Here is a 23161-nt window from a genome sequence, read left to right as displayed (position 1 = left end):
CCTGCGATTCAACATTTCATTATTTTAATAACCGCACCCGGCACGTTTTTCCTTTAATCTTCCCGCCCTGTAACTGTTTCCATGCTTTATGAGCAACAGCCTGACGCACCGCGACATAGACATGCGCCGGATGCACGGCGATTTTGCCAATATCTGCGCCATCAAGCCCGATATCTCCTGTCAGCGCACCTAATACATCACCCGGGCGCATTTTGGCTTTTTTCCCGCCATCGATACATAACGTTGCCATTTCGGCTTCCAGCGGCACAATGGAACTATTAACTGGCGGCGTTTGCCAGTTAAGTTTTATCTGCAACATGTCAGAAATGATATTGGCCCGCTGTGCTTCTTCCGGGGCACAGAAACTGATCGCCAGACCGCTATTTCCTGCACGCGCTGTACGACCGATGCGATGTACATGAACTTCAGGATCCCACGCCAGCTCAAAGTTCACCACCAGCTCAAGCGATTTAATATCCAGACCTCGCGCAGCAACATCAGTCGCAACCAGTACACGGGCGCTACCGTTAGCAAAACGTACCAGGGTCTGATCGCGATCACGTTGCTCCAGATCGCCGTGTAACGACAATGCACTTTGCCCTACTTCATTCAGCGCGTCGCAGACAGCCTGGCAATCTTTTTTGGTATTGCAAAACACCACGCAAGAGGATGGCTGATGTAAACTTAATAACCGTTGCAACAACGGAATTTTGCCTTTGCTGGATGTCTCATAAAATTGTTGTTCAATAGGTGGCAGAGCATCTGTTGAGTCAATTTCAATCGCTAAAGGATCGCGTTGCACTCGTCCGCTGATTGCGGCGATGGCTTCCGGCCAGGTTGCCGAAAACAGAAGCGTCTGTCGAGATGCTGGCGCAAAACGGATGACATCATCAATGGCGTCGCTAAATCCCATATCCAGCATGCGGTCGGCCTCATCCATCACCAGCGTATTCAACGCATCCAGTGATACCGTGCCTTTTTGCAGATGATCCAACAAACGGCCCGGCGTTGCCACGATAATATGCGGCGCATGTTGCAACGAATCACGCTGCATACCGAACGGTTGACCACCGCACAACGTCAAAATTTTGGTATTTGGTAGAAAACGCGCCAGCCGACGCAATTCACCTGCCACCTGATCCGCCAGTTCACGCGTAGGACACAGCACTAAAGCCTGGGTTTGAAATAGCGACGCATCAATTTGCTGTAACAAGCCGAGGCCAAAAGCCGCCGTTTTGCCGCTGCCGGTTTTCGCCTGCACGCGAACATCTTTTCCGGCAAGGATCGCCGGAAGCGCGGCGGCCTGCACCGGCGTCATGGTTAAATAACCCAACTCATTAAGGTTCGTGAGTTGGGCGGGAGGCAAAACATTCAGGGTAGAAAAAGCGGTCACAATCTATTCTCGTGGTCATCGACGCAAAGTTAGCAGGCGCGTATCCTCGCAGATCTACGCTCACGATGCGACAATTTAATCGGTTCTTCATCGGGTGGTGGGTCAGGCATGGGTTGCGGGCGAGGGATCGGATCGGGCACTGGAACAGGATCGCCAGGAATCGGTTCAGGGACAGGAATTTGCAAATAAATAAGTGTCGTCATATTTCCCTCCGGTCATTGGGTGGACTCTTAAAGGGTAGACGCTGATAAATAACAGGCAAAAAAAAGCCGACTCATCAAAGTCGGCGTCGTACGAATCAATTGTGCTATGCAGTAATTCAAAAAAGGAAGTAAGACAATATGGAGCGCAACGCCCATCGCTTGACGTTGCATTCACCTGCAAGAGAGATATTGCCCTGAATGGGTAGAGAGTTTATTGACTTCGCTCAAACTTTGCGGCGTTTTTGTATACAGATAGCCGGAAAAATTGCTTTTGTTACAACCATTTACTACGATGCAACCATAAAGCAACACCACCAATAAGAACAACTAACAGAATACAAAAAATTGAAAATCCGAATTGCCACCCGCCGCCAGGGATCCCACCAAGGTTGACGCCAAATAACCCGGTCAGAAAGGTACTGGGTAAAAAGACCATTGCCATCAACGACATTGTATAGGTACGACGCGCTAAATTTTCCTGCATCACCTGAGCGATTTCATCAGCCATCACGCCAGTCCGTGCTATACAGGCGTCGATTTCGTCAAGCCCGCGCCCAAGGCGATCGGCAATATCCTGCATACGACGGCGTTGGTCATCGCTCATCCACGGCAAACGTTCACTGGCAAGACGAGCATAAACATCACGTTGCGGTGCCATATAGCGACGCATCACAATTAATTGTTTGCGCAGCAGAGCCAGGAATCCACGCGGTGGAATTTGCTGATCAAGGAGATTATCTTCAAGGTCGATAATTTTATCGTGCAGCTGCTCAATAAATTCGCTGGAATGATCGGTCAACGCATCACATACATCCACCAGCCATCCCCCGCAATCGGTCGGACCCGTGCCCTCTTCCAGATCGCTTACCACATCGTCCAGCGCCAGCACTTTGCGTTGTCGGGTCGAAACAATTAACCGCCCGTCCATATATACACGCATGGCGACCAGTTGATCGGGGCGTTCATCGGTGCTGCCGTTTATACAGCGCAATGTAATCAGCGTGCCTTCACCGAGACGGCTGACTCGGGGCCGTGTGCTCTCGCCCGCCAGCGCATCACGTACGTTATTGGGAAGCAGCGGTGTTGTCGCCAGCCATTGGGCGCTATCATGGTGTACATAATTAAGGTGGAGCCAGCAGGGATGCGCTTCATCAATCACATCTGTATTTTCCAGCGGTTTAACGCCGCCTCTACCATCCAGCATCCAGGCAAATACTGCATCCGGGACATTAACGTCCGATCCCTTAATCGCTTCCACAGTGCCTCCATCATCAACGCATTATTTTGTAGTCTAGCCTTCTGGCCCTGTTACGCAACATCTCATCACCCCATTACCCTGAAATGATTAATAAAATTCTGTCTAAATTGAATACAAAAAGCAAAATGCTTTTCCATATACAAACCGTGTGAAGTGTTAAATAGCGTCTATCATTATCAGAATTATCTGATCATATGACGTGGCTTTTTTGCGATCGGATAGCAACAAAAATTGATAAAAATAACGGGATCTCAATGATTACGCACAACTTCAATACCCTGGACTTACTCACCAGTCCTGTCTGGATCGTTTCGCCCTTTGAGGAACAGTTAATTTATGCCAACAGCGCGGCGCGACTGTTGATGCAAGACCTCACGTTTAGTCAGCTACGAACCGGTCCCTATTCCGTCTCCTCACAAAAAGAACTGCCGAAATACCTCTCCGATCTGCAAAACCAACACGATATTATCGAAATCCTCACCGTTCAGCGCAATGAAGAGGAAACAGCATTGAGCTGTCGGCTTGTTTTGCGAAAGCTGACAGAAGCAGAACCGGTGATTATTTTCGAAGGTATCGAAGCACCGGCAACGCTGGGTTTAAAAGCCAGTCGCTCGGCAAATTATCAGCGCAAAAAACAAGGTTTTTATGCGCGCTTTTTTCTGACTAACTCTGCACCAATGTTGTTGATTGACCCCTCACGAGATGGCCAAATCGTCGATGCTAACCTCGCCGCGCTCAATTTCTATGGCTATAACCATGAAACGATGTGCCAGAAACATACCTGGGAAATAAATATGCTCGGGCGACGCGTCATGCCTATCATGCATGAAATTTCGCATTTACCCGGTGGCCATAAGCCTTTGAATTTTGTTCATAAACTGGCGGATGGTTCGACTCGTCATGTGCAGACCTATGCCGGTCCGATTGAAATTTATGGCGACAAGCTCATGTTATGTATTGTGCATGATATTACTGAGCAAAAACGGCTGGAGGAGCAGCTGGAACATGCTGCCCACCATGACGCGATGACCGGATTACTGAATCGGCGACAGTTTTATCACATTACCGAGCCAGGCCAAATGCAGCACCTCGCCATCGCTCAGGATTACAGCTTATTGCTCATCGACACCGATCGTTTTAAACACATTAACGATCTCTATGGGCATTCTAAAGGTGATGAGGTGTTATGCACCCTCGCCCGCACTCTCGAAAGTTGCGCTCGCAAAGGCGATTTGGTGTTTCGTTGGGGAGGCGAAGAGTTTGTCTTATTGCTACCAAGAACCCCACTGGATACCGCGCTTTCGCTGGCTGAAACTATCCGCGTAAGCGTGGCAAAAGTGGGTATTTCGGGCTTACCACGCTTTACCGTCAGCATTGGTGTGGCGCATCACGAAGGAAATGAAAGCATCGATGAACTGTTTAAACGCGTTGATGATGCTTTGTATCGGGCGAAAAATGATGGACGCAACCGCGTGCTGGCGGCATAAGCCGCGGATGCGTCTCGAGATCAACGACTGCGCTTAGCGTGGCGCTCCCAGTTTTCTTGCTTTGCCTGTGCCGTTTTACGTAGTGCGACGTAACACGCCCCGCTGCCGCCATGATGCGGTAGCGCGGTACAATATGCCTGGACATCATCAAATTCGGTCAACCAGCGCGCCACATAGCTGCGGACAATATTGGCATGCGATTTATCTTCCCGCCCTTTACCATGAATAATCAGCACATTACGCAAACCATCCGCCAGGGCTTGTTGAATGAAACTGAACACCATTTTGCGGCACTCTTCCACCGGCTGGCGCAAAAGATTCAGGCTCGCCTGTTGCGGATATTTACCACTGCGCAGCTTATCCAGCACCCCATGTTGCAACCCTTCCCGCCGAAACTCCAACGGCTGACTTAGCGGGATGATGTCGAGAAATCCGGTGGTGAGGAAATTATCAAGTTGCAGCGTGTCGATACGCTGCGGCGCACGTTGGTTACGCGTTGGATGCCAGTGGACATCTGTAGCACGTTTCAGCGGCTGGACATCTTCCATGGCGTCAAGAAACAGCGATTTGTCGTCAAGGTTCATGTAACCTCCTATGCAGCTTCACACGTCGTGATTCAGACGGGTTAATTGTTCATACTTACTGCATCGTTCCCTTCACAGATTGAAACAATACTCTACTTCATACCTGTGAGTATCTGCGCAGGCGGGGCATTTTATACTAGCCTGTTAGCAGTATCGAACAGTTTAGCCCGAGTTTAATTCAGCACAGGCTCCGATCAGGATGATTTATTCATAGCAGGAACCAACAAAAATGCGATAAATAACAGACCACTGATTAGCAGAAAGGTATCCGAAAATGCCATAGTTTGCGCCTCCCTCAGCATCAATTGACTCAATAATTTGGTTGAAGCTAGTATTTCCGATGTCTGGTCACTTCCACTGCGATTAAAAAACAAAGCACTTCTGGAAATGAAGTCATTCACCGTATGGGGAACAGAAACCATTTTTTCACCCATTCTCGAAAAATGAAAATTAGTTCGATTATTGAGAATAGAGCCACACAGGGCAATACCAATCGCGCCCCCAAGATTACGTGTTAAATTAAATACACCAGAGGCTAACTTCAGCCGTTCTTTTGGAGTTCCCCCCAGCGTTAATGTTACGATGGGGGCCATCGCAAACTGCTGCGAAATCCCTCTAATTGCCTGTGGAAACAGTAACTCCTGCCATCCCCATTCGTGGGTTATAGGGGTAAAAAGATACATTGAAAACACAAACCCACCCAGCCCCGCCATCAACAGCCATCGCAGATTTATTTTTTTACTTAACCAGAAGTAAAAGGGAACAGAAAATAACTGGAAAATACCTGTTGTGCAAACGGCAAAACCTATCTCTTCGGCATTTAATCCGCGAACCTGCCCCAAAAACATAGGTATTAAATATACAGTAGAGAATATCCCAACCCCTCCAGAAAAAGAAAAAAAACATCCCAGCGTGAAATTTTTATCCTTAAAAGCATGAAGATCCATTATCGGATTGGATATTGTAAGTGTACGCGCAGCAAATAAAATAAAACTCACCAATGCCAGAACTGATGTCAGCAAAATAGTATTATCATCCAGCCATCCCCAGCGCGCTCCTTCTTCAAGGGTATATTCCAGACATCCCAGTGTCATGGCCAACAGGATAATACTCGGATAATCAGCAACTTTCAGTAAAGAGAGATCAGGTTTATCAAAATTAACCAGAAAAGGAATACTCAAAACTAAATATATGCCAGGTAATATATTGATATAAAATAGCCATCGCCAGTCGAGGTTATCAGTGATCCAGCCCCCCAGAGTTGGCCCTAGCGTCGGTGACAGTGAGGCCAGCGCACTGACTACCGCAGCAGCCAACCCCAACTCTTTACCCTGGTAATAAATAAACGCCGTCGTGAAAACTAAAGGGATCATGGATGCGCCAGCCGCTCCCTGTAAAGCACGAAACAAAATCATGATCTGAATATTCCATGCAAGTCCACACGCGATACTCATTAAAGTAAATATTCCCGCGGATAGAGTAAAAAGCCAACGAGTGGAAAATACCCGTGACAGCCACCCAGAGAGCGGAATAACAATAATCTCAGCAATTAAATAGCTGGTCTGAAGCCAGGCCATTTCGTCTTTACCTGCGGACAGACCACCACCTATTTCATTTAGGGATGACGATACAATTTGAATATCAAGCTGAGCAATAAATAATCCCATACACATACTGGCGAAAGCAATATGTTTACGCATAGACATCATCTCTCATCAACACTGACGGTGACGGACAGCCCCGGGCGAAGAAGTTGCTTTAATTCCTTTGCGTCGTCAAATGCAATCCGTACCGGGACACGCTGAACAATTTTGGTGAAATTGCCAGTGGCATTTTCTATCGGAATCAAGCTGAAACTGGCTCCTGTCGCTGGGGAAAGGCTTTCAATGTGACCGTGAAACACTTCCCCTTTGAGAATATCAGCACGGATCTCAGCCTTCATTCCTGGCTTCATTCCCGCTATTTGGTTTTCTTTATAATTTGCATCAACCCACAACTCACTGACTGGTACTAGTGAAACTAACGATGTGCCGCCTTCCACCCAACTGCCTGTATGGGCGCTGCGGTTTGCGACAATGCCATCAATCGGCGCACGAACAAGGGTATATTCCAGATCCAGTAGTGCCTGAGTCAAAGCGGCCTGAACTTCTTCGATACTTGCACGTACGTTTTCTTCCTGAGCAGATAAAACTGCCAGCCGTTGCTTCTCCACCATGAAATCGTTCGCGGCTTTGCGCTCCTTTGCTGTGACCTGCTGGTAGTCAAACCTTGCGTTATCAATAACTTGTTGCGATATTGCCGCTGATTGTGCGAGTTTTTCATAACGTTCAGTATCTCGCAGGCGCTTTTGCTCCTCATGTTTTACTGCCTGCCATGTTTCACTGGCACTTTGAATTATCGACTGCTGCATCGTAATAGTGGCTTGAATGCTTTCGAGATTGGCTTTGCTACTTTTTATTTTTGCCTCAAGCCTGGCGACATTTGCACGATAATCCCGATCATCGAGACGCAGGATAATATCGCCTTTTTTTACGCTCTGATTATCGCGCACCTCTATAGCAGAAATATAACCAGAAACTTTACTTGCCACCGTGGTGATATTACCACCAATGTAAGCATCATCCGTCGTCTGTATAAATCTTCCTTTGCTTACCCACCAGATAAAAAAGGCAACGCCAGCCAAAATAATACCGATCGCTACCACCCCAATAAGCTGTTTTTTAGAAATTATCATCACTCTTTACACCGTATATATCCGGAAACTTGCATTCGTCATATTTAAAATTTAACATGGCTTATTTGATGATTTCTGACAAAATACCTACTGTAAATGACAATCACACTGCAACCCAAAGCATCACCAGGGCATCACATTATCGGACTGGATTCGGAACATCTGAATGGAGGCACAGTTCCCTGGCATAAACATCTCTATGCCCAGTTGCTTTACCCGGCTGAAGGAGTCGTTCGTGTATGGGCTGGAGAAAGCGTCTGGTTAGTGCATGCCAGCAGCGCGCTTTGGCTGCCCCCACAAATGCCGCATAAGTTTGTTGCGACAGGCAACGTACTTTTAAAAACCGTACTGGTTTCAGAAGCGGAAAGTGAAACGCTGGGAAAAGTTTGCTTCATGACGGGTATTTCACCCCTGTTAAGGGAATTACTAATTGCAATTAACCAACTTCCACCGTCGCAAAGTACCACAGATAAACAACAGTTACGTTTTTCAGCCCTCGAGACACTGATACTTCAGGAAATAAAAATGGGGGTGAAAATGTCACTTGAACTCCCTTGGCCAAATGATGAGCGGCTACAGCAGCTTTGTGAGAATTTGCTAAACAACCAAGGGTATCTGCCAACACTGGATAATCTAGCGGATAAAATTAACGTCAGTAGCCGTACACTCATGCGCTTATTTGTTAAAGAGACGGGATTAACATTTCGCCACTGGGTTCAGCAAATGCACGTTATTTCTGCAGTGACGCTTCTTGATGATGGATATTCGTTGACCAAAATTGCCCATCGTCTGGGCTATGCCTCAGCTGAATCGTTCGGCAATATGTTTAAGCGTCGAACGGGCTACTCGCCCGGTAAATTTACTCGTCGATTAACGATGCATGATTATGCAATCACAAGACAAATGATTTAACTTATATTTTCGTGAAATCTGTCACTGAAGAAAATTGGCAACGGATGGGTAAAACCGTTATAACACTGTCACCGGCCACCAGGACCCCAGGCCGGATTTAAGACGAGGATGCACTGCTGTGTGTACTGTAGAGTCTGGCGGATGTCGACAGGCTCTATTTTTTTATGCAGTTTTAACTTTGCAGATAGCCGCATTCTCGCCGAAATTGCGTGATTAATGACGCGGTCAGTGGTGTCTGGCGACTATCACGCCGCTGAATCAAATAATAGGTCGCTTTCGGTAAAATTTCGCTAACCGGCAACATCACCAGCCCCTGTCCGTGCAAGGGATCGCAGCCCATTTCTTCAGGTAGTATGCTGAGAAAATCGCTTTTTGCCACCAGACTGATACAGGCTGAGAACGTCTCGCAGACTACACCGACCTGTGGCGTTTGCGCCTGATCGTCAAGCAATTCACTCAACTGTTTGTAGTAGCTGCCGTGTGGCGTCGGCATTGTCCAGCTGTAGTCCAGTAACTGTTTGATCGAACGGGCACCAATGGCGGGATGTCCCGGGCGGCAAAAGATCGCGAATTGCTTTTCCAGTAATTTCTCAAAAGTAAATTCGTGGTCGTAGGGTCCCTGATAATAGGTATTGATGGTGAAATCCAGTTCTCCCTGGCGCAATTCATTAATCATCGACACCAGTTGCCCTTCCATAATGCGTACTTTTACCTGCGGATGCTGCTGATGAAAACGAGATATGACAGCTGGCATCAGACTGCGGGAAATACTGGCCCCCATGCCGATATTAATTTGCCCTGCCAGTTGCCCTTGTCGTTGGCGAATATCCTCTTGCGCTGCGCGCAGCTCTTCAAGAATAAGACTGGCGTGCTGATAAAAACTTTCACCGGCATCAGTTAACGTCACGCCTTTACTACGGCGAAAAAAGAGTTGTGCCGCCAACCCTTCTTCCAGCTCCTGAATAGATTTACTCAGTGCCGGTTGCGACATATTCAACATTCGGCTCGCTCCGCGAATGCTGCCCTGACGAGCCACTTCAACAAAAGCCCGAATTTGATGAATTTTTACCTGAAAAGCCATGACGCCACCGATAACCGTTATTTATCAGACCAAAGAAACTGGCATCTACTTTAATGCAGATGATTGTGTCAGGGTAATTTATGAACGGTTAAAACTGTGAAAAATCAGTTAGTGATAAGTAAAAACTATCGCTACGTGAACCGGGTCACACTTTTTACTGATGACGGGAAAGGTTATGGAGTCTTTGAATCAATTTGTTAATTCGTTTGCCCCAAAATTATCGCACTGGCGACGTGATTTTCACCACTATGCAGAGTCTGGCTGGGTGGAATTCCGCACTGCCACCCTTGTTGCGGAAGAATTGCACCAGCTCGGTTATTCACTGGCGCTGGGCCGCGAAGTAGTTAATGAAAGTAGCCGGATGGGATTACCTGATGAATTCACTCTACAACGCGAATTCGAGCGCGCTCGTCAACAGGGTGCGCTAGAACAATGGATTGCGGCTTTTGAAGGCGGTTTCACTGGCATCGTCGCTACCCTGGATACCGGTCGCCCCGGTCCGGTGATGGCTTTCCGTGTCGATATGGACGCGCTGGATCTCAGTGAAGAACGGGATGTCAGCCATCGCCCCTACCGCGACGGTTTTGCGTCATGTAACGCCGGAATGATGCATGCCTGTGGTCATGATGGACATACCGCCATTGGACTTGGGCTGGCGCATACCCTTAAACAGTTCGAGTCCGGACTACATGGCGTCATCAAACTGATTTTTCAACCTGCAGAAGAAGGTACGCGTGGCGCGCGGGCGATGGTCGATGCAGGTGTAGTGGATGATGTTGATTATTTTACTGCCGTGCACATTGGCACTGGCGTACCTGCGGGCACCGTGGTGTGCGGCAGTGATAATTTTATGGCAACCACCAAATTTGACGCGCACTTCACCGGGACCGCCGCTCACGCAGGCGCAAAACCAGAAGACGGTCACAATGCCTTGTTGGCGGCAGCACAAGCAACTCTTGCACTGCATGCAATCGCCCCGCACAGCGAAGGCGCTTCCAGAGTAAACGTGGGCGTTATGCAGGCAGGAAGCGGTCGTAATGTTGTTCCCGCCTCAGCGTTGCTGAAAGTGGAAACACGCGGGGCCAGCGACGTCATTAATCAATATGTTTTTGAACGTGCACAACAAGCGATTCAGGGCGCAGCAACCATGTATGGTGTCGGCGTTGAAACTCGTCTGATGGGTGCAGCTACCGCCAGTTCTCCTTCGCCGCAATGGGTCGCATGGTTGCAAAGTCAGGCAGCTCAGGTCCCGGGGGTCAATCAAGCCATTGAACGTGTTGAAGCGCCTGCGGGTTCCGAAGATGCCACATTAATGATGGCCCGCGTGCAGCAACATCAAGGGCAAGCCTCCTATATGGTGTTTGGCACACAGCTGGCGGCAGGTCATCACAACGAAAAATTCGATTTTGACGAGCAGGTTCTCGCTATTGCCGTCGAAACGCTGGCGCGCACCGCGCTCAATTTTCCCTGGACGCGAGGTATCTGATGCAGGAAATCTATCGTTTTATCGACGATGCGATTGAAGCCGATCGCCAACGTTATACCGATATTGCCGATCAAATCTGGGATCATCCAGAAACACGTTTTGAAGAGTTCTGGTCAGCGGAGCATCTGGCTTCGGCGCTGGAGTCTGCAGGCTTCACCGTTACCCGCAACGTAGGCAATATCCCAAATGCCTTTATTGCTTCGTTTGGTCAAGGCAAACCGGTTATCGCCCTGCTGGGGGAATATGACGCCCTGGCAGGTTTAAGTCAGCAAGCAGGTTGCGCGCAACCTACATCCGCGACGCCCGGTGAAAATGGTCACGGTTGCGGACACAATTTGCTGGGAACCGCCGCCTTTGCCGCAGCAATAGCCGTCAAGAAATGGCTGGAACAATATGGGCAATGCGGCACGGTGCGCTTTTATGGTTGTCCTGGCGAAGAAGGCGGCTCGGGTAAAACGTTCATGGTCCGCGAGGGGGTATTTGATGATGTGGATGCGGCACTCACCTGGCACCCGGAAGCCTTTGCCGGTATGTTCAATACCCGCACGCTGGCAAACATTCAGGCATCATGGCGCTTTAAAGGGATCGCAGCACATGCCGCGAATTCCCCTCATTTGGGACGCAGCGCCCTTGATGCCGTAACGTTGATGACCACTGGCACCAACTTCCTCAACGAACATATTATTGAAAAAGCGCGCGTACACTATGCCATCACAGATAGCGGCGGGATCTCGCCCAACGTGGTCCAGGCGCAGGCAGAAGTGCTTTATCTTATCCGCGCCCCCGAAATGACCGATGTGCAGCATATTTATGATCGGGTCGCCAAAATCGCCGAAGGTGCGGCATTGATGACCGAAACCACGGTTGAATGCCGCTTCGACAAAGCCTGTTCCAGTTATCTCCCGAATCGCACCTTAGAAAATGCCATGTACCGAGCCCTATCCCATTTTGGTACCCCGGAATGGAACTGCGAAGAACTGGCTTTTGCGAAACAAATTCAGGCTACGCTCACCCCCAACGATCGGCAAAACAGTCTGAATAATATCGCTGCAACCGGTGGCGAAAACGGCAAGGCTTTTGCACTACGTCATCGTGAAACGGTACTGGCGAATGAAGTCGCTCCATATGCCGCCACCGATAACGTGCTTGCGGCATCGACTGATGTCGGCGACGTCAGTTGGAAACTGCCTGTTGCCCAGTGTTTCAGCCCCTGCTTTGCCGTCGGTACCCCGCTACATACGTGGCAACTGGTTAGCCAGGGGCGAACATCTATTGCTCATAAAGGAATGCTGCTGGCGGCGAAAACTATGGCAGCAACCACACTTAATCTCTTCATTGATTCAGGGCTATTGCAAGAATGCCAACAAGAGCATCAGCAAGTTACGGACACGCAACCGTATCACTGCCCTATCCCGAAAAACGTGACACCGTCACCTTTAAAATAACAACAACAACGCAAACACAACAAACGAGGAATGCCCATGAGTATGTCATCCATACCGTCGTCCTCCCAATCCGGGAAGCTCTATGGCTGGGTCGAAAGAATTGGTAACAAGGTTCCCCATCCTTTTTTGCTCTTTATCTATTTGATTATCGTACTCATGGTTACGACGGCAATTTTGTCGGCCTTTGGCGTCAGTGCGAAAAACCCGACCGATGGTACGCCGGTGGTCGTGAAAAACCTGCTCAGTGTGGAAGGATTACACTGGTTTTTACCCAATGTTATTAAAAACTTTAGCGGTTTTGCTCCACTTGGCGCGATCCTGGCGCTGGTTTTAGGTGCCGGTCTGGCGGAGCGCGTCGGCTTACTGCCAGCGTTGATGGTTAAAATGGCATCGCATGTTAATGCCCGCTACGCCAGTTATATGGTGCTGTTTATTGCTTTTTTCAGCCACATTTCTTCCGATGCGGCGTTAGTGATCATGCCACCGATGGGTGCACTGATTTTTCTGGCGGTGGGCAGGCATCCAGTTGCAGGTTTACTGGCTGCCATTGCAGGCGTAGGTTGCGGCTTTACGGCTAATTTACTGATTGTCACAACCGACGTGTTGCTGTCGGGGATCAGCACGGAAGCGGCGGCTGCGTTCAATCCGCAAATGCACGTCAGTGTAATTGATAACTGGTATTTTATGGCCAGCTCCGTAGTCGTACTGACGATTGTTGGCGGCCTGATAACCGACAAAATCATCGAGCCACGGTTAGGTCAATGGCAGGGAAACAGCGATGAGAAACTGCAGACATTGACCGAAAGTCAGCGTTTTGGTTTACGCATAGCAGGTGTCGTATCGCTACTTTTTATTGCTGCGATTGCGCTGATGGTGATCCCGGAAAACGGGATATTGCGCGATCCGATTAATCACACCGTGATGCCATCACCCTTTATTAAAGGTATCGTGCCACTGATCATTCTTTTTTTCTTTGTGGTCTCGCTGGCTTATGGCATCGCTACCCGCACAATTCGACGTCAGGCGGATTTACCGCAATTAATGATTGAACCGATGAAAGAGATGGCGGGATTTATCGTGATGGTTTTTCCCCTCGCCCAGTTTGTCGCCATGTTTAACTGGAGCAACATGGGGAAATTCATCGCCGTGGGGCTGACCGATATACTGGAAAGTTCAGGGCTTAGCGGCATCCCGGCGTTTGTCGGTATGGCGTTGCTTTCCTCTTTCTTATGCATGTTTATCGCCAGCGGTTCCGCAATCTGGTCGATTCTGGCCCCCATTTTCGTACCGATGTTTATGCTACTTGGCTTTCACCCGGCATTTGCGCAAATCCTCTTTCGTATTGCCGACTCATCCGTATTGCCTTTAGCGCCGGTATCTCCTTTTGTTCCACTGTTTCTTGGATTCCTGCAACGCTACAAACCAGACGCGAAACTGGGTACTTACTATTCGTTAGTTTTGCCCTATCCACTTATCTTTTTGGTGGTATGGCTGCTGATGTTGCTGGCGTGGTATCTTGTCGGTCTGCCGATAGGTCCGGGGATTTACCCACGTTTGTCTTAAGAGAGAACGGATGCTGAGATTACTTGAAGAAAAAATTGTCACGCCACTGGGTCCACTGTGGGTGATTTGCGATGAGCAATTTCGCCTGCGGGCGGTTGAATGGGAAGAGTACAGCGAACGCATGGTGCAGCTGCTGGACATCCATTACCGCAAAGAAGGCTATGAACGCATTTCTGCCACCAACCCAGGTGGTTTAAGCGACAAGCTTCGTGAATATTTTGCCGGTAATCTTAGCATTATTGATACGCTTCCCACTGCCACGGGGGGGACGCCATTTCAGCGCGAAGTCTGGAAAACACTACGTACTATCCCCTGCGGGCAGGTAATGCATTACGGTCAACTGGCCGAACAATTGGGTCGCCCTGGCGCGGCGCGTGCCGTTGGTGCGGCTAACGGATCGAATCCCATCAGCATTGTTGTGCCTTGTCATCGGGTCATTGGCAGAAACGGTACCATGACCGGATATGCAGGCGGAGTTCAGCGAAAAGAGTGGTTATTACGCCACGAAGGTTATCTTTTGCTGTAAACATTAAACAATTTGTGCCAGCTTGTTCACACTTTTATGTAAAGTTACCCTTAACAACTTAAGGGTTTTCAAATAGATAGACATATATTTACATCTAATATCGGAATTCTCTGCTGTTAAGGTTTGCTTAGACTTACTTGCTCCCTAAAAAGATGTTAAAATTGACAAATATCAATTACGGCTTGAGCAGACCTATGATCCCGGAAAAGCGAATTATACGGCGCATTCAGTCTGGCGGTTGTGCTATCCATTGCCAGGATTGCAGCATCAGCCAGCTTTGCATCCCGTTCACACTCAACGAACATGAGCTTGATCAGCTTGATAATATCATTGAGCGGAAGAAGCCTATTCAGAAAGGCCAGACGCTGTTTAAGGCTGGAGATGAACTTAAATCGCTTTATGCCATCCGCTCCGGTACGATTAAAAGTTATACCATCACTGAGCAAGGCGACGAGCAAATCACTGGTTTCCATTTAGCAGGCGACCTGGTGGGATTTGACGCTATCGGCAGCGGTCATCACCCGAGCTTCGCGCAGGCGCTGGAAACCTCGATGGTATGTGAAATCCCGTTCGAAACGCTGGACGATTTGTCTGGTAAAATGCCGAATCTGCGTCAGCAGATGATGCGTCTGATGAGCGGTGAAATCAAAGGCGATCAGGACATGATCCTGCTGTTGTCGAAGAAAAATGCCGAGGAACGTCTGGCAGCATTCATCTACAACCTGTCCCGTCGTTTTGCCCAACGCGGCTTCTCCCCTCGTGAATTCCGCCTGACGATGACTCGTGGCGATATCGGTAACTATCTGGGCCTGACGGTAGAAACCATCAGCCGTCTGCTGGGTCGCTTCCAGAAAAGCGGTATGCTGGCAGTCAAAGGTAAATACATCACCATCGAAAATAACGACGCGCTGGCCCAGCTTGCTGGTCATACGCGTAACGTTGCCTGATTTTTCCGCATAACTCACTATCCTTCTGTCATATCATTAAATTTTTCTGATTTATTGATCTGGCAGAAGGTTCATCACTGTTTCATTCACCAGATATGGGTTAATCTTTTAATTACAAACTGCGTTGACAGTTGTTGTAAGGAGACCCTGTATGGCTATGTATCAGAACATGCTCGTTGTTATCGATCCTAACCAGGACGACCAACCAGCATTGCGGCGAGCTGTTTATTTACATCAACGGATTGGTGGCAAAATTAAAGCCTTTTTGCCGATCTATGACTTCTCATACGAAATGACTACCCTGCTCTCCCCGGACGAACGTACCGCTATGCGTCAGGGCGTCATCAGCCAGCGTACAGCCTGGATCCACGAGCAGGCAAAATATTATCTCAATGCTGGCGTTCCCATTGAAATTAAAGTGGTCTGGCATAACCGTCCTTTCGAAGCCATCATTCAGGAAGTGATCAGCGGCGGGCACGATTTGGTGCTAAAAATGGCGCACCAACATGACCGTCTGGAAGCGGTGATTTTTACGCCAACGGACTGGCATCTGTTACGCAAATGCCCAAGCCCGGTGTGGATGGTGAAAGACCAGCCGTGGCCGGAAGGGGGTAAGGCGCTGGTGGCGGTGAATCTCGCCAGTGAAGAGCCGTACCATAATGCGCTCAATGAAAAACTGGTCAAAGAGACGATCGAACTGGCGGAACAAGTCAACCATACCGAAGTTCATCTGGTTGGCGCTTATCCGGTAACGCCAATTAATATCGCGATTGAACTGCCGGAATTTGATCCGAGCGTTTATAACGATGCCATTCGTGGGCAACATTTGCTGGCAATGAAAGCCCTGCGGCAGAAATTCGGCATTAATGAAAACATGACGCACGTAGAAAAAGGTCTGCCAGAAGAGGTGATTCCTGATTTGGCGGAGCATTTACAGGCGGGGATTGTGGTTCTGGGCACGGTCGGACGCACCGGTATTTCAGCAGCATTCCTCGGCAACACGGCGGAACAGGTGATTGATCATCTTCGCTGCGACCTGCTGGTCATTAAACCTGACCAATATCAGACACCCGTTGAACTGGATGACGAAGAAGACGATTAACGACTCTTCAATAACTGACAAGGCCCGAGTTAACGGGCCTATTTTTTACTTACTGCTCTTCGCCGCCAAGGAAATAAATTCCCAACGGGATTGCCAGTAACACAGTAAAGACCAGGCTATAAACAAAAATCATCGATGACTGAATCACATACATTGATGTCGTCCACTCAGACAGCGGAATATTGTACTGTTCTATCACGCCGCCGATGGTCGCGCGAGTCACAACCGACGCCGCAATAATGAAAACCGCCAACAAACCAAAGAGAAATTTCTTCCCTTTCGCTGACTTCAGTTTCGCCATAATCATGATGTAATCCTTGTGCAGACAAATTTCTTGTTACCTAAACATAACAATACCATGACATTTTACCGTTGTCTGCTCTGAAAACCTCACCTCTTAGCTGGATTTACAATCAACGCATTGATTAGTTAGCTAATGTTGCTACTTCCTTCCCTGACTATTGATGATCTGAATGAATTGTCGCGGTAAAATAGCCCCGCCAGGGGTTTCCGGCATGACGACAATTATCTGGAGGAGCCTGATAAAACAATGATCGCTGAACTGTTTACAAATAATGCGCTTAATCTGGTCATTATTTTCGGTAGCTGCGCAGCATTGATTCTGATGAGCTTTTGGTTTCGCCGCGGAAATCGTAAAAGAAAAGGATTTTTATTCCATGCGGTGCAATTTTTAATCTACACCATAATTATCAGTGCTGTTGGTAGCATCATTAATTATGTTATAGAAAACTATAAACTCAAATTTATCACCCCAGGCGTTATCGATTTTATCTGTACGTCCCTGATTGCGGTTATTCTGACGATTAAACTATTTCTGCTGATAAATCAGTTTGAAAAACAGCAGATTAAAAAAGGTCGCGATATCACCAGTGCGCGGATTATGTCGCGTATCATCAAAATCACCATTATTGTGGTGCTTGTTCTGCTTTATGGCGAACATTTCGGCATGAGCCTTTCTGGCTTGTTGACCTTTGGTGGTATTGGTGGTCTGGCTGTCGGTATGGCCGGTAAAGATATTCTGAGTAACTTCTTTTCCGGGATTATGCTCTATTTCGACCGTCCTTTTAGTATTGGCGACTGGATCCGTTCACCGGACAGAAATATCGAAGGTACAGTATCGGAAATTGGCTGGCGAATTACCAAGATTACGACTTTTGATAATCGTCCGTTGTACGTACCGAACTCGCTGTTTTCGTCAATCAGCGTAGAAAACCCAGGACGAATGACCAACCGGCGCATTACCACGACCATTGGTTTACGTTATGAGGATGCGGCAAAAGTGGGCGTTATTGTCGAAGCCGTACGTGAGATGCTGAAAAATCACCCGGCCATTGACCAGCGACAAACCTTACTGGTTTATTTCAACCAGTTTGCTGACTCCTCATTGAATATTATGGTTTATTGCTTTACCAAAACCACGGTATGGGCTGAATGGCTTGCTGCACAGCAAGACGTTTATTTGAAGATTATCGATATTGTACAGTCACACGGCGCGGACTTTGCCTTCCCCAGCCAGACGCTGTATATGGATAACATTACACCGCCGGACCAGGGTCGCTAAATCAGACATCACTGGCGTTATCCACAAGGGTAACGCCAATTCCCATCACATCAATGCTTCACAATATACATAGTCCGACTGTACGCCACATCTTCCGGGTTATTAATGGGATAACCTTTCAGCCACGGCTTGATTAATCGTCCATTGGTATATTGATAAATTGGTGCAATCGGTGCTTGCTCCATGAGGATTTTTTCTGCCGCATTGTAATCGGCATTACGCGCTTTAACGGTATTTTCCGTTGATGCCTGGGCCAGTACTTTGTCGTATGCCGGATTGTTAAAGCGTGAAATATTCCCTGAATGCGTTGACGTTAACAACGTAAGGAAAGTGGAGGGTTCATTATAATCCCCTACCCATGAGGCGCGGATAACATCAAAATTGCCGGTGTTACGGCTATCGATATAGGTTTTCCATTCCTGATTCTGCAATTTAACATCTACGCCAAGGTTCTTTTTCCACATCGATGCTACAGCAATCGCAATTTTTTGATGGTTTTCTGAAGTGTTATACAAAAGCGTCAGCTTCAGCGGTTTTTGCGGACCATAACCAGCTGCGCTCAACAAAGTTTTTGCCTGCGCATTCAGTTCTTCCTGACTCATTTGTTCAAACGGCGAAGGCTCCGGCGTAAAACCGGCAGTAACATCTGGTGTAAAATGCCACGCTGGCTTTTCCCCCGTCCCCAACACTTTTTCGGTCATCAGGCGGCGATCTATCGTCATACTTAATGCCAGGCGAACACGCTGATCGGCCGTCGGCCCTTTTTGCGTGTTAAACGCATAATAATAGGTCCCGAGCTGCGGCGGCGTATAAACCTGCCCCGGAATATCCTTCAACAGCTTCTGATACATATTTTTCGGGAAGGATTCGGTGATATCAATATCCCCCGCGAGATAACGCTTAGTGGCTGCGGATTCCTGATTAATTGGCAGGAAGGTCACTTTTTGCAGCACCGTTTTGGCGTTATCCCAATAATGGGTATTCGGTACCACGACCAGTTTTTCATTGACTACGCGCTCTTTAAGAACATAAGCGCCATTACCGATCAGTTTTCCGGGTTTCGTCCACTCTTTACTACTTTCTACGTTGGCTTTTTGCACCGGGAAGAAGGCAAAGTTAGCGGTTAAATTCACAAACCACGGCAACGGTTTATCAAGCTGGATTTTCAAAGTATGGGCATCAACTGCGGTGACGCCAAGCTGGTCAGGCGTGGCTTTACCATCAATAATCGCCTGTGCGTTGTTGATTCCCGCCAGCGCGGCAAACCATGCAAATGGCGACAATGTTTTTGGGTCCACCAGACGTTGCCAGCTGTAGACAAAATCTTGCGCCGTTACCGGTGTGCCATCCGCCCATTTTGCGTTATCGCGCAGGGTAAAAGTCCAAATACGGTTGTCATTACTTTTCCACTGAGTCGCAACGCCGGGGACAATCTCCCCTTTCTCGTTCTGATTCACCAGTCCTTCAAACAGATCGCGAATGACCTGAATCTCCGGCAGGCCCACGGCTTTAGCGGGATCCAGAGACGCTGGCTCATCTTTAATGTGGCGCACCAGCTCCTGCTTCTCTGCCAGTACTGTGCCGCTCGGAACTTCAGCAGCATACGAAAGAGAAATGCTGCTGACCAACAGCGCACAACACGTGACTGAAACAGAGTGCTTCATAAGTTTCCCTCTAACCGACATTAAAATTGATGCGTAATTATTTGTTTCGCCTTAAAGAAATGCAAACAACTTCCATCAAAAAAGTGACAAAGGAAGCATCAAATGTTTTAAGTATCAATATATCAAATCAGATTTAGTGTAAATAATAGTCTCCAAAATGCGGTAAAGCACATAGAACTCCGAACACTACGTTCGGGCTTCGCACGTTCAAACCCGTTTTCGGTATCATAATCAGCATCTGTCGCCATTGTACGAAGAATAAAAAATGACCAAAACGTTGAAAGGAACTGAGAATACGTTAAGAGAAGAATTAAATTAATGTATCAGCAAGTAGTGCTAAACAGCACCTTTATACTTCAGCCTATCTATAAATAATGAGAATGCCGAGCCAGCATGTCGACGGTGTGGATAGTACAGGTGATAACCGGGTAAATCTGGTGTGAATTTATCCAAAACACGTATCAGTTTTTTTTCTTTAATAGCCCGCTCAACCTGATCATAAGGTAGATACGCCAATCCATGCCCATCAATTGCAGCATCAATGATCAGGTCTATCGTATTCAGTAAAAGCTGACCTTCCATGCGAACACGAACTTCACGTCCACCGCGTATTAATCTCCAGCGATTTGCTGTACCCGATGTGGGAAGATACAAATTAATTGCCTGATGATCTATTAATTGTGACACTGACGTTGGAGCACTTCGACGAGAAAAATAATCCGGTGAGCCAACAATAGCCATTGGTATATCTGGCCCGATTCGAATGGCGATCATATCTTTATCCATCTCCCCACCCAGACGGACGCCTGCATCAAAACGTTCAGAAACGACATCGGTCAAACCATAATCAATGGTAAGCTGGATATCAATTTCAGGATGCGATTTCAGGAATGTGCGCATAGCTGGTAACAATATCGTTTTTGCTGCATGTTCTACAGTAGTAATACGTATTGTCCCGGATGGGCGGTTCTGCAGATCGCTCAGGGATGTCAGGGCAGAATCTATGTCATGCAACATAGGGCCAAGAACAGACAAAAGATGCTCGCCCGCTTCAGTGGGTACAACGCTGCGCGTGGTTCGTGTCAGAAGCCGCAATCCCAATCGTTCTTCTATACGGCGCACTATCTGGCTTAAAGCTGACTGCGCCATGCTCAGGCGGGCTGCTGCGCGAGTGAAGCTACGCTCCTCTGCAACGACGACAAACGCCATCAGATCAGCGATTTCTTCACGCTTCATTCAGTATCTCCATACAATCTATTAATCATTTAAATGATAGGTCTAATCATGATTTTGGGTCTAATCAACTTAATGATCAATATCTATAGTGATATCACCAACCGTTAAAACGAACCGACAACTCCATGAGGAACGGAATGATGAATAATAAAGTCAGCTTCACTAACAGCAATAATCCAACCATCTCTTTGTCTGCAGTGATCTATTTCCCTCCAAAATTTGATGAAACCCGTCAGTATCCGGCAATTGTGGTATCTCACCCAGGTGGGGGCGTTAAAGAGCAAACGGCTGGAACCTATGCCGAAAAACTGGCGGAAAAGGGATTTGTCACTATTGCTTATGACGCATCTTATCAAGGTGAAAGCGGCGGCGAGCCGCGTCAGTTAGAAAACCCATACATTCGTACTGAAGACGTCAGTGCCGTGATTGATTATCTGACAACGCTTTCTTATGTCGACAATAGCCGAATTGGTGCGATGGGAATTTGTGCCGGTGCAGGATATACAGCCAATGCTGCAATTCAGGATCGCCGCATCAAGGCCATCGGTACTGTTAGTGCGGTCAATATTGGTTCGATGTTCCGTAATGGTTGGGAAAACAATGTGAAATCTATTGATGCCCTACCATACGTTGACGCGGGTTCAAACGCCCGAACCAGCGATATTAGCAGCGGAGAATACGCCACCATGCCACTGGCACCAATGAAGGAGTCCGATGCGCCGAACGAAGAACTGCGTCAGGCCTGGGAGTATTACCACACCCCTCGCGCGCAGTATCCAACAGCACCGGGTTACGCTACTTTGCGCAGCCTTAACCAGATTATTACCTATGATGCTTACCATATGGCGGAAGTGTACCTGACTCAGCCGATACAGATTGTGGCGGGCAGCCAGGCAGGGAGCAAATGGATGAGTGACGACCTGTACGATCGAGCATCAAGCCAGGATAAACGCTATCACATTGTTGAAGGCGCAAACCATATGGATCTTTATGACGGCAAAGTCTATGTGGCTGAAGCAATTTCAGTATTAGCGCCGTTCTTTGAGGAAACTCTGTAATGAAACATATTCAAATCCGTAATAGTGATATGGCCTGGCATATTGCTGCCAATAATCTGGGAAAAGTTTCATGAAAAATGTACTGATTCTTGGTGCTGGCGGTCAGATAGCCCGCCATGTGATTAATCAACTGGCAGATAAACAAACCATTAAACAAACTTTATTTGCCCGTCAGCCAGCAAAAATCCACAAACCCTATCCAACTAATAGCAAGATTATTATGGGGGATGTACTGAATCATGCAGCACTGAAGCAGGCCATGCAGGGACAGGATGTTGTGTATGCCAACCTTACGGGGGAAGATTTAGATATTCAGGCAAATTCAGTGATCGCTGCGATGAAAGCCTGTGATGTTAAACGTCTGATCTTTGTTCTTTCCCTCGGTATTTATGATGAAGTTCCAGGAAAATTTGGCGAATGGAATAATGCAGTTATTTGTGAGCCCCTAAAACCATTCCGCAGGGCTGCGGATGCAATTGAGGCTTCTGGACTGGAATATACAATTCTTCGCCCTGCCTGGCTGACCGATGAAGATATTATTGATTATGAGCTTACCTCACGCAATGAACCATTCAAAGGTACGATCGTATCACGTAAGAGTGTCGCAGCATTAATTACAGATATCATCGATAAACCTGAGAAACACATTGGTGAGAATATAGGCATCAATCAGCCCGGGACTGATGGCGATAAGCCATTCTTCATGTAAATCAATTATATAGCTACCTTCGTACTGTACTATGTGCAGTACGATTTATTAAACTTATTAAGGTGAACTGATCAATCAGATGCGATTAACATGTGTAGAACCAGTAAGAATAAAATACGCCATGTATATAACATTACGACAATTCTAATATCTGCACATCAATGAAAATGCAAACAACTTCCGGCAAAAAA

Annotated in this window: 21 protein-coding genes and 1 pseudogene; 11 read left to right on the top strand and 11 right to left on the bottom strand. The window is 47.7% G+C overall.

The genetic code is table 11. From position 1 onward, the window contains the following. Positions 1-19: 19 nt before the first annotated feature. The 4 genes from dbpA to ydaN all read right to left on the bottom strand — a co-directional run bounded on the left by dbpA (position 20) and on the right by ydaN (position 2915). Positions 20-1393 (bottom strand): ATP-dependent RNA helicase DbpA, encoded by a 1374-nt coding sequence (dbpA, locus tag ACJHWK_RS16955; RefSeq protein WP_000123748.1) that lies wholly within the window; start codon positions 1391-1393, stop codon positions 20-22. A 29-nt stretch (positions 1394-1422) separates the two neighbouring features. After that, positions 1423-1596: a protein YnaL gene (gene ynaL, locus ACJHWK_RS16950; RefSeq protein ID WP_001296046.1), complete on the bottom strand. Its 174-nt coding sequence runs from the start codon at positions 1594-1596 to the stop codon at positions 1423-1425. 274 nt (positions 1597-1870) lie between these two features. Then, positions 1871-2854, bottom strand: coding sequence for a zinc transporter ZntB (gene zntB / locus ACJHWK_RS16945; RefSeq protein ID WP_000387388.1), 984 nt, complete (start codon positions 2852-2854; stop codon positions 1871-1873). 13 nt (positions 2855-2867) lie between these two features. Continuing rightward, complete coding sequence (gene ydaN / locus ACJHWK_RS16940; protein WP_211180494.1) at positions 2868-2915, bottom strand: protein YnaN; 48 nt, start codon at positions 2913-2915, stop codon at positions 2868-2870. Positions 2916-3108: 193 nt separating this feature from the next. Between ydaN and dgcM the strand changes: the two genes are divergently transcribed. Then, positions 3109-4341, top strand: coding sequence for a diguanylate cyclase DgcM (gene dgcM / locus ACJHWK_RS16935; RefSeq protein ID WP_001523166.1), 1233 nt, complete (start codon positions 3109-3111; stop codon positions 4339-4341). A 20-nt stretch (positions 4342-4361) separates the two neighbouring features. On the opposite strand, the gene smrA is transcribed toward dgcM, so the two are convergent. From smrA to ACJHWK_RS16920, 3 genes and pseudogenes are all read right to left on the bottom strand, one after another. Next, a complete protein-coding gene (smrA, locus tag ACJHWK_RS16930; protein WP_001046832.1) occupies positions 4362-4925 on the bottom strand; it encodes a DNA endonuclease SmrA in 564 nt (187 codons plus the stop codon). Between the two features lie 253 nt (positions 4926-5178). Continuing rightward, positions 5179-6634, bottom strand: a pseudogene (locus tag ACJHWK_RS16925) (DHA2 family efflux MFS transporter permease subunit). Then, complete coding sequence (locus ACJHWK_RS16920) at positions 6631-7659, bottom strand: HlyD family secretion protein (protein WP_001523164.1); 1029 nt, start codon at positions 7657-7659, stop codon at positions 6631-6633. The pseudogene ACJHWK_RS16925 and the gene ACJHWK_RS16920 overlap by 4 nt, the downstream one beginning before the upstream one ends. A gap of 96 nt (positions 7660-7755) precedes the next feature. Between ACJHWK_RS16920 and ACJHWK_RS16915 the strand changes: the two genes are divergently transcribed. Continuing rightward, positions 7756-8571, top strand: a complete 816-nt coding sequence (locus ACJHWK_RS16915; protein WP_000156573.1) for an AraC family transcriptional regulator — start codon at positions 7756-7758, stop codon at positions 8569-8571. 172 nt (positions 8572-8743) lie between these two features. On the opposite strand, the gene ACJHWK_RS16910 is transcribed toward ACJHWK_RS16915, so the two are convergent. Next, positions 8744-9652 carry a LysR family transcriptional regulator gene (locus ACJHWK_RS16910; RefSeq protein ID WP_000885457.1) on the bottom strand — a complete coding sequence of 303 codons (909 nt, stop codon included), beginning with the start codon at positions 9650-9652 and terminating at the stop codon, positions 8744-8746. 175 nt (positions 9653-9827) lie between these two features. Between ACJHWK_RS16910 and abgA the strand changes: the two genes are divergently transcribed. The 6 genes from abgA to uspE all read left to right on the top strand — a co-directional run bounded on the left by abgA (position 9828) and on the right by uspE (position 16721). Continuing rightward, a complete protein-coding gene (abgA, locus tag ACJHWK_RS16905) occupies positions 9828-11138 on the top strand; it encodes a p-aminobenzoyl-glutamate hydrolase subunit AbgA (protein WP_001523163.1) in 1311 nt (436 codons plus the stop codon). Further along, entirely contained in the window at positions 11138-12583 is a 1446-nt protein-coding gene (abgB, locus tag ACJHWK_RS16900) for a p-aminobenzoyl-glutamate hydrolase subunit AbgB (protein ID WP_001523161.1), read from the top strand. Before abgA ends, abgB begins: the two co-directional genes overlap by 1 nt. 36 nt (positions 12584-12619) lie before the next feature. Next, complete coding sequence (gene abgT, locus ACJHWK_RS16895) at positions 12620-14146, top strand: p-aminobenzoyl-glutamate transporter (protein ID WP_170886125.1); 1527 nt, start codon at positions 12620-12622, stop codon at positions 14144-14146. A 10-nt stretch (positions 14147-14156) separates the two neighbouring features. Continuing rightward, positions 14157-14672 (top strand): methylated-DNA--[protein]-cysteine S-methyltransferase, encoded by a 516-nt coding sequence (ogt, locus tag ACJHWK_RS16890; RefSeq protein ID WP_000945046.1) that lies wholly within the window; start codon positions 14157-14159, stop codon positions 14670-14672. 194 nt (positions 14673-14866) lie between these two features. Beyond that, the gene (gene fnr, locus ACJHWK_RS16885; protein WP_000611911.1) at positions 14867-15619 is read left to right on the top strand and encodes a fumarate/nitrate reduction transcriptional regulator Fnr; all 753 of its coding nucleotides are present in this window, start codon (positions 14867-14869) and stop codon (positions 15617-15619) included. A 151-nt stretch (positions 15620-15770) separates the two neighbouring features. Then, positions 15771-16721: a universal stress protein UspE gene (gene uspE / locus ACJHWK_RS16880; RefSeq protein ID WP_001262123.1), complete on the top strand. Its 951-nt coding sequence runs from the start codon at positions 15771-15773 to the stop codon at positions 16719-16721. Positions 16722-16770: 49 nt separating this feature from the next. Here the strand turns inward: uspE and ACJHWK_RS16875 are convergent, their stop codons facing one another. Beyond that, positions 16771-17028, bottom strand: a complete 258-nt coding sequence (locus ACJHWK_RS16875; RefSeq protein WP_000605090.1) for a DUF2534 family protein — start codon at positions 17026-17028, stop codon at positions 16771-16773. A 243-nt stretch (positions 17029-17271) separates the two neighbouring features. Here ACJHWK_RS16875 and ynaI point away from each other — a divergent pair, with 243 nt between their 5' ends. After that, positions 17272-18303: a low conductance mechanosensitive channel YnaI gene (ynaI, locus tag ACJHWK_RS16870; RefSeq protein WP_000559903.1), complete on the top strand. Its 1032-nt coding sequence runs from the start codon at positions 17272-17274 to the stop codon at positions 18301-18303. 50 nt (positions 18304-18353) lie between these two features. On the opposite strand, the gene mppA is transcribed toward ynaI, so the two are convergent. After that, positions 18354-19967, bottom strand: coding sequence for a murein tripeptide ABC transporter substrate-binding protein MppA (gene mppA, locus ACJHWK_RS16865; protein WP_000683027.1), 1614 nt, complete (start codon positions 19965-19967; stop codon positions 18354-18356). A gap of 336 nt (positions 19968-20303) precedes the next feature. Further along, positions 20304-21203 (bottom strand): DNA-binding transcriptional regulator PgrR, encoded by a 900-nt coding sequence (gene pgrR / locus ACJHWK_RS16860; RefSeq protein WP_000817700.1) that lies wholly within the window; start codon positions 21201-21203, stop codon positions 20304-20306. A 137-nt stretch (positions 21204-21340) separates the two neighbouring features. Between pgrR and ACJHWK_RS16855 the strand changes: the two genes are divergently transcribed. Both ACJHWK_RS16855 and ACJHWK_RS16850 read left to right on the top strand, forming a co-directional pair. Beyond that, a complete protein-coding gene (locus tag ACJHWK_RS16855; protein WP_001523155.1) occupies positions 21341-22261 on the top strand; it encodes an alpha/beta hydrolase in 921 nt (306 codons plus the stop codon). Positions 22262-22331: 70 nt separating this feature from the next. Next, positions 22332-22970 carry an SDR family oxidoreductase gene (locus ACJHWK_RS16850; protein WP_001523154.1) on the top strand — a complete coding sequence of 213 codons (639 nt, stop codon included), beginning with the start codon at positions 22332-22334 and terminating at the stop codon, positions 22968-22970. Positions 22971-23161 lie beyond the last annotated feature (191 nt).

Source organism: Escherichia sp. WS547 (genome assembly GCF_046486065.1).
GTDB classification, from domain to species: domain Bacteria; phylum Pseudomonadota; class Gammaproteobacteria; order Enterobacterales; family Enterobacteriaceae; genus Escherichia; species Escherichia coli.
This window is presented reverse-complemented; position numbering and strand designations above follow the sequence as displayed.

Bases quoted from the DNA above. Each gene is read 5' to 3' on its own strand.
- ACJHWK_RS16850 (WP_001523154.1), top strand. From the start codon at position 22,332: ATGAAAAATGTACTGATTCTTGGTGCTGGCGGTCAGATAGCCCGCCAT.
- abgB (WP_001523161.1), top strand. From the start codon at position 11,138: ATGCAGGAAATCTATCGTTTTATCGACGATGCGATTGAAGCCGATCGC.
- fnr (WP_000611911.1), top strand. From the start codon at position 14,867: ATGATCCCGGAAAAGCGAATTATACGGCGCATTCAGTCTGGCGGTTGT.
- ACJHWK_RS16915 (WP_000156573.1), top strand. From the start codon at position 7,756: ATGACAATCACACTGCAACCCAAAGCATCACCAGGGCATCACATTATC.
- ACJHWK_RS16875 (WP_000605090.1), bottom strand. From the start codon at position 17,028: ATGATTATGGCGAAACTGAAGTCAGCGAAAGGGAAGAAATTTCTCTTT.
- mppA (WP_000683027.1), bottom strand. From the start codon at position 19,967: ATGAAGCACTCTGTTTCAGTCACGTGTTGTGCGCTGTTGGTCAGCAGC.
- ACJHWK_RS16855 (WP_001523155.1), top strand. From the start codon at position 21,341: ATGATGAATAATAAAGTCAGCTTCACTAACAGCAATAATCCAACCATC.
- abgA (WP_001523163.1), top strand. From the start codon at position 9,828: ATGGAGTCTTTGAATCAATTTGTTAATTCGTTTGCCCCAAAATTATCG.
- ACJHWK_RS16910 (WP_000885457.1), bottom strand. From the start codon at position 9,652: ATGGCTTTTCAGGTAAAAATTCATCAAATTCGGGCTTTTGTTGAAGTG.
- smrA (WP_001046832.1), bottom strand. From the start codon at position 4,925: ATGAACCTTGACGACAAATCGCTGTTTCTTGACGCCATGGAAGATGTC.
- dgcM (WP_001523166.1), top strand. From the start codon at position 3,109: ATGATTACGCACAACTTCAATACCCTGGACTTACTCACCAGTCCTGTC.
- ACJHWK_RS16920 (WP_001523164.1), bottom strand. From the start codon at position 7,659: ATGATAATTTCTAAAAAACAGCTTATTGGGGTGGTAGCGATCGGTATT.
- abgT (WP_170886125.1), top strand. From the start codon at position 12,620: ATGAGTATGTCATCCATACCGTCGTCCTCCCAATCCGGGAAGCTCTAT.
- pgrR (WP_000817700.1), bottom strand. From the start codon at position 21,203: ATGAAGCGTGAAGAAATCGCTGATCTGATGGCGTTTGTCGTCGTTGCA.
- ogt (WP_000945046.1), top strand. From the start codon at position 14,157: ATGCTGAGATTACTTGAAGAAAAAATTGTCACGCCACTGGGTCCACTG.
- uspE (WP_001262123.1), top strand. From the start codon at position 15,771: ATGGCTATGTATCAGAACATGCTCGTTGTTATCGATCCTAACCAGGAC.
- ynaL (WP_001296046.1), bottom strand. From the start codon at position 1,596: ATGACGACACTTATTTATTTGCAAATTCCTGTCCCTGAACCGATTCCT.
- ynaI (WP_000559903.1), top strand. From the start codon at position 17,272: ATGATCGCTGAACTGTTTACAAATAATGCGCTTAATCTGGTCATTATT.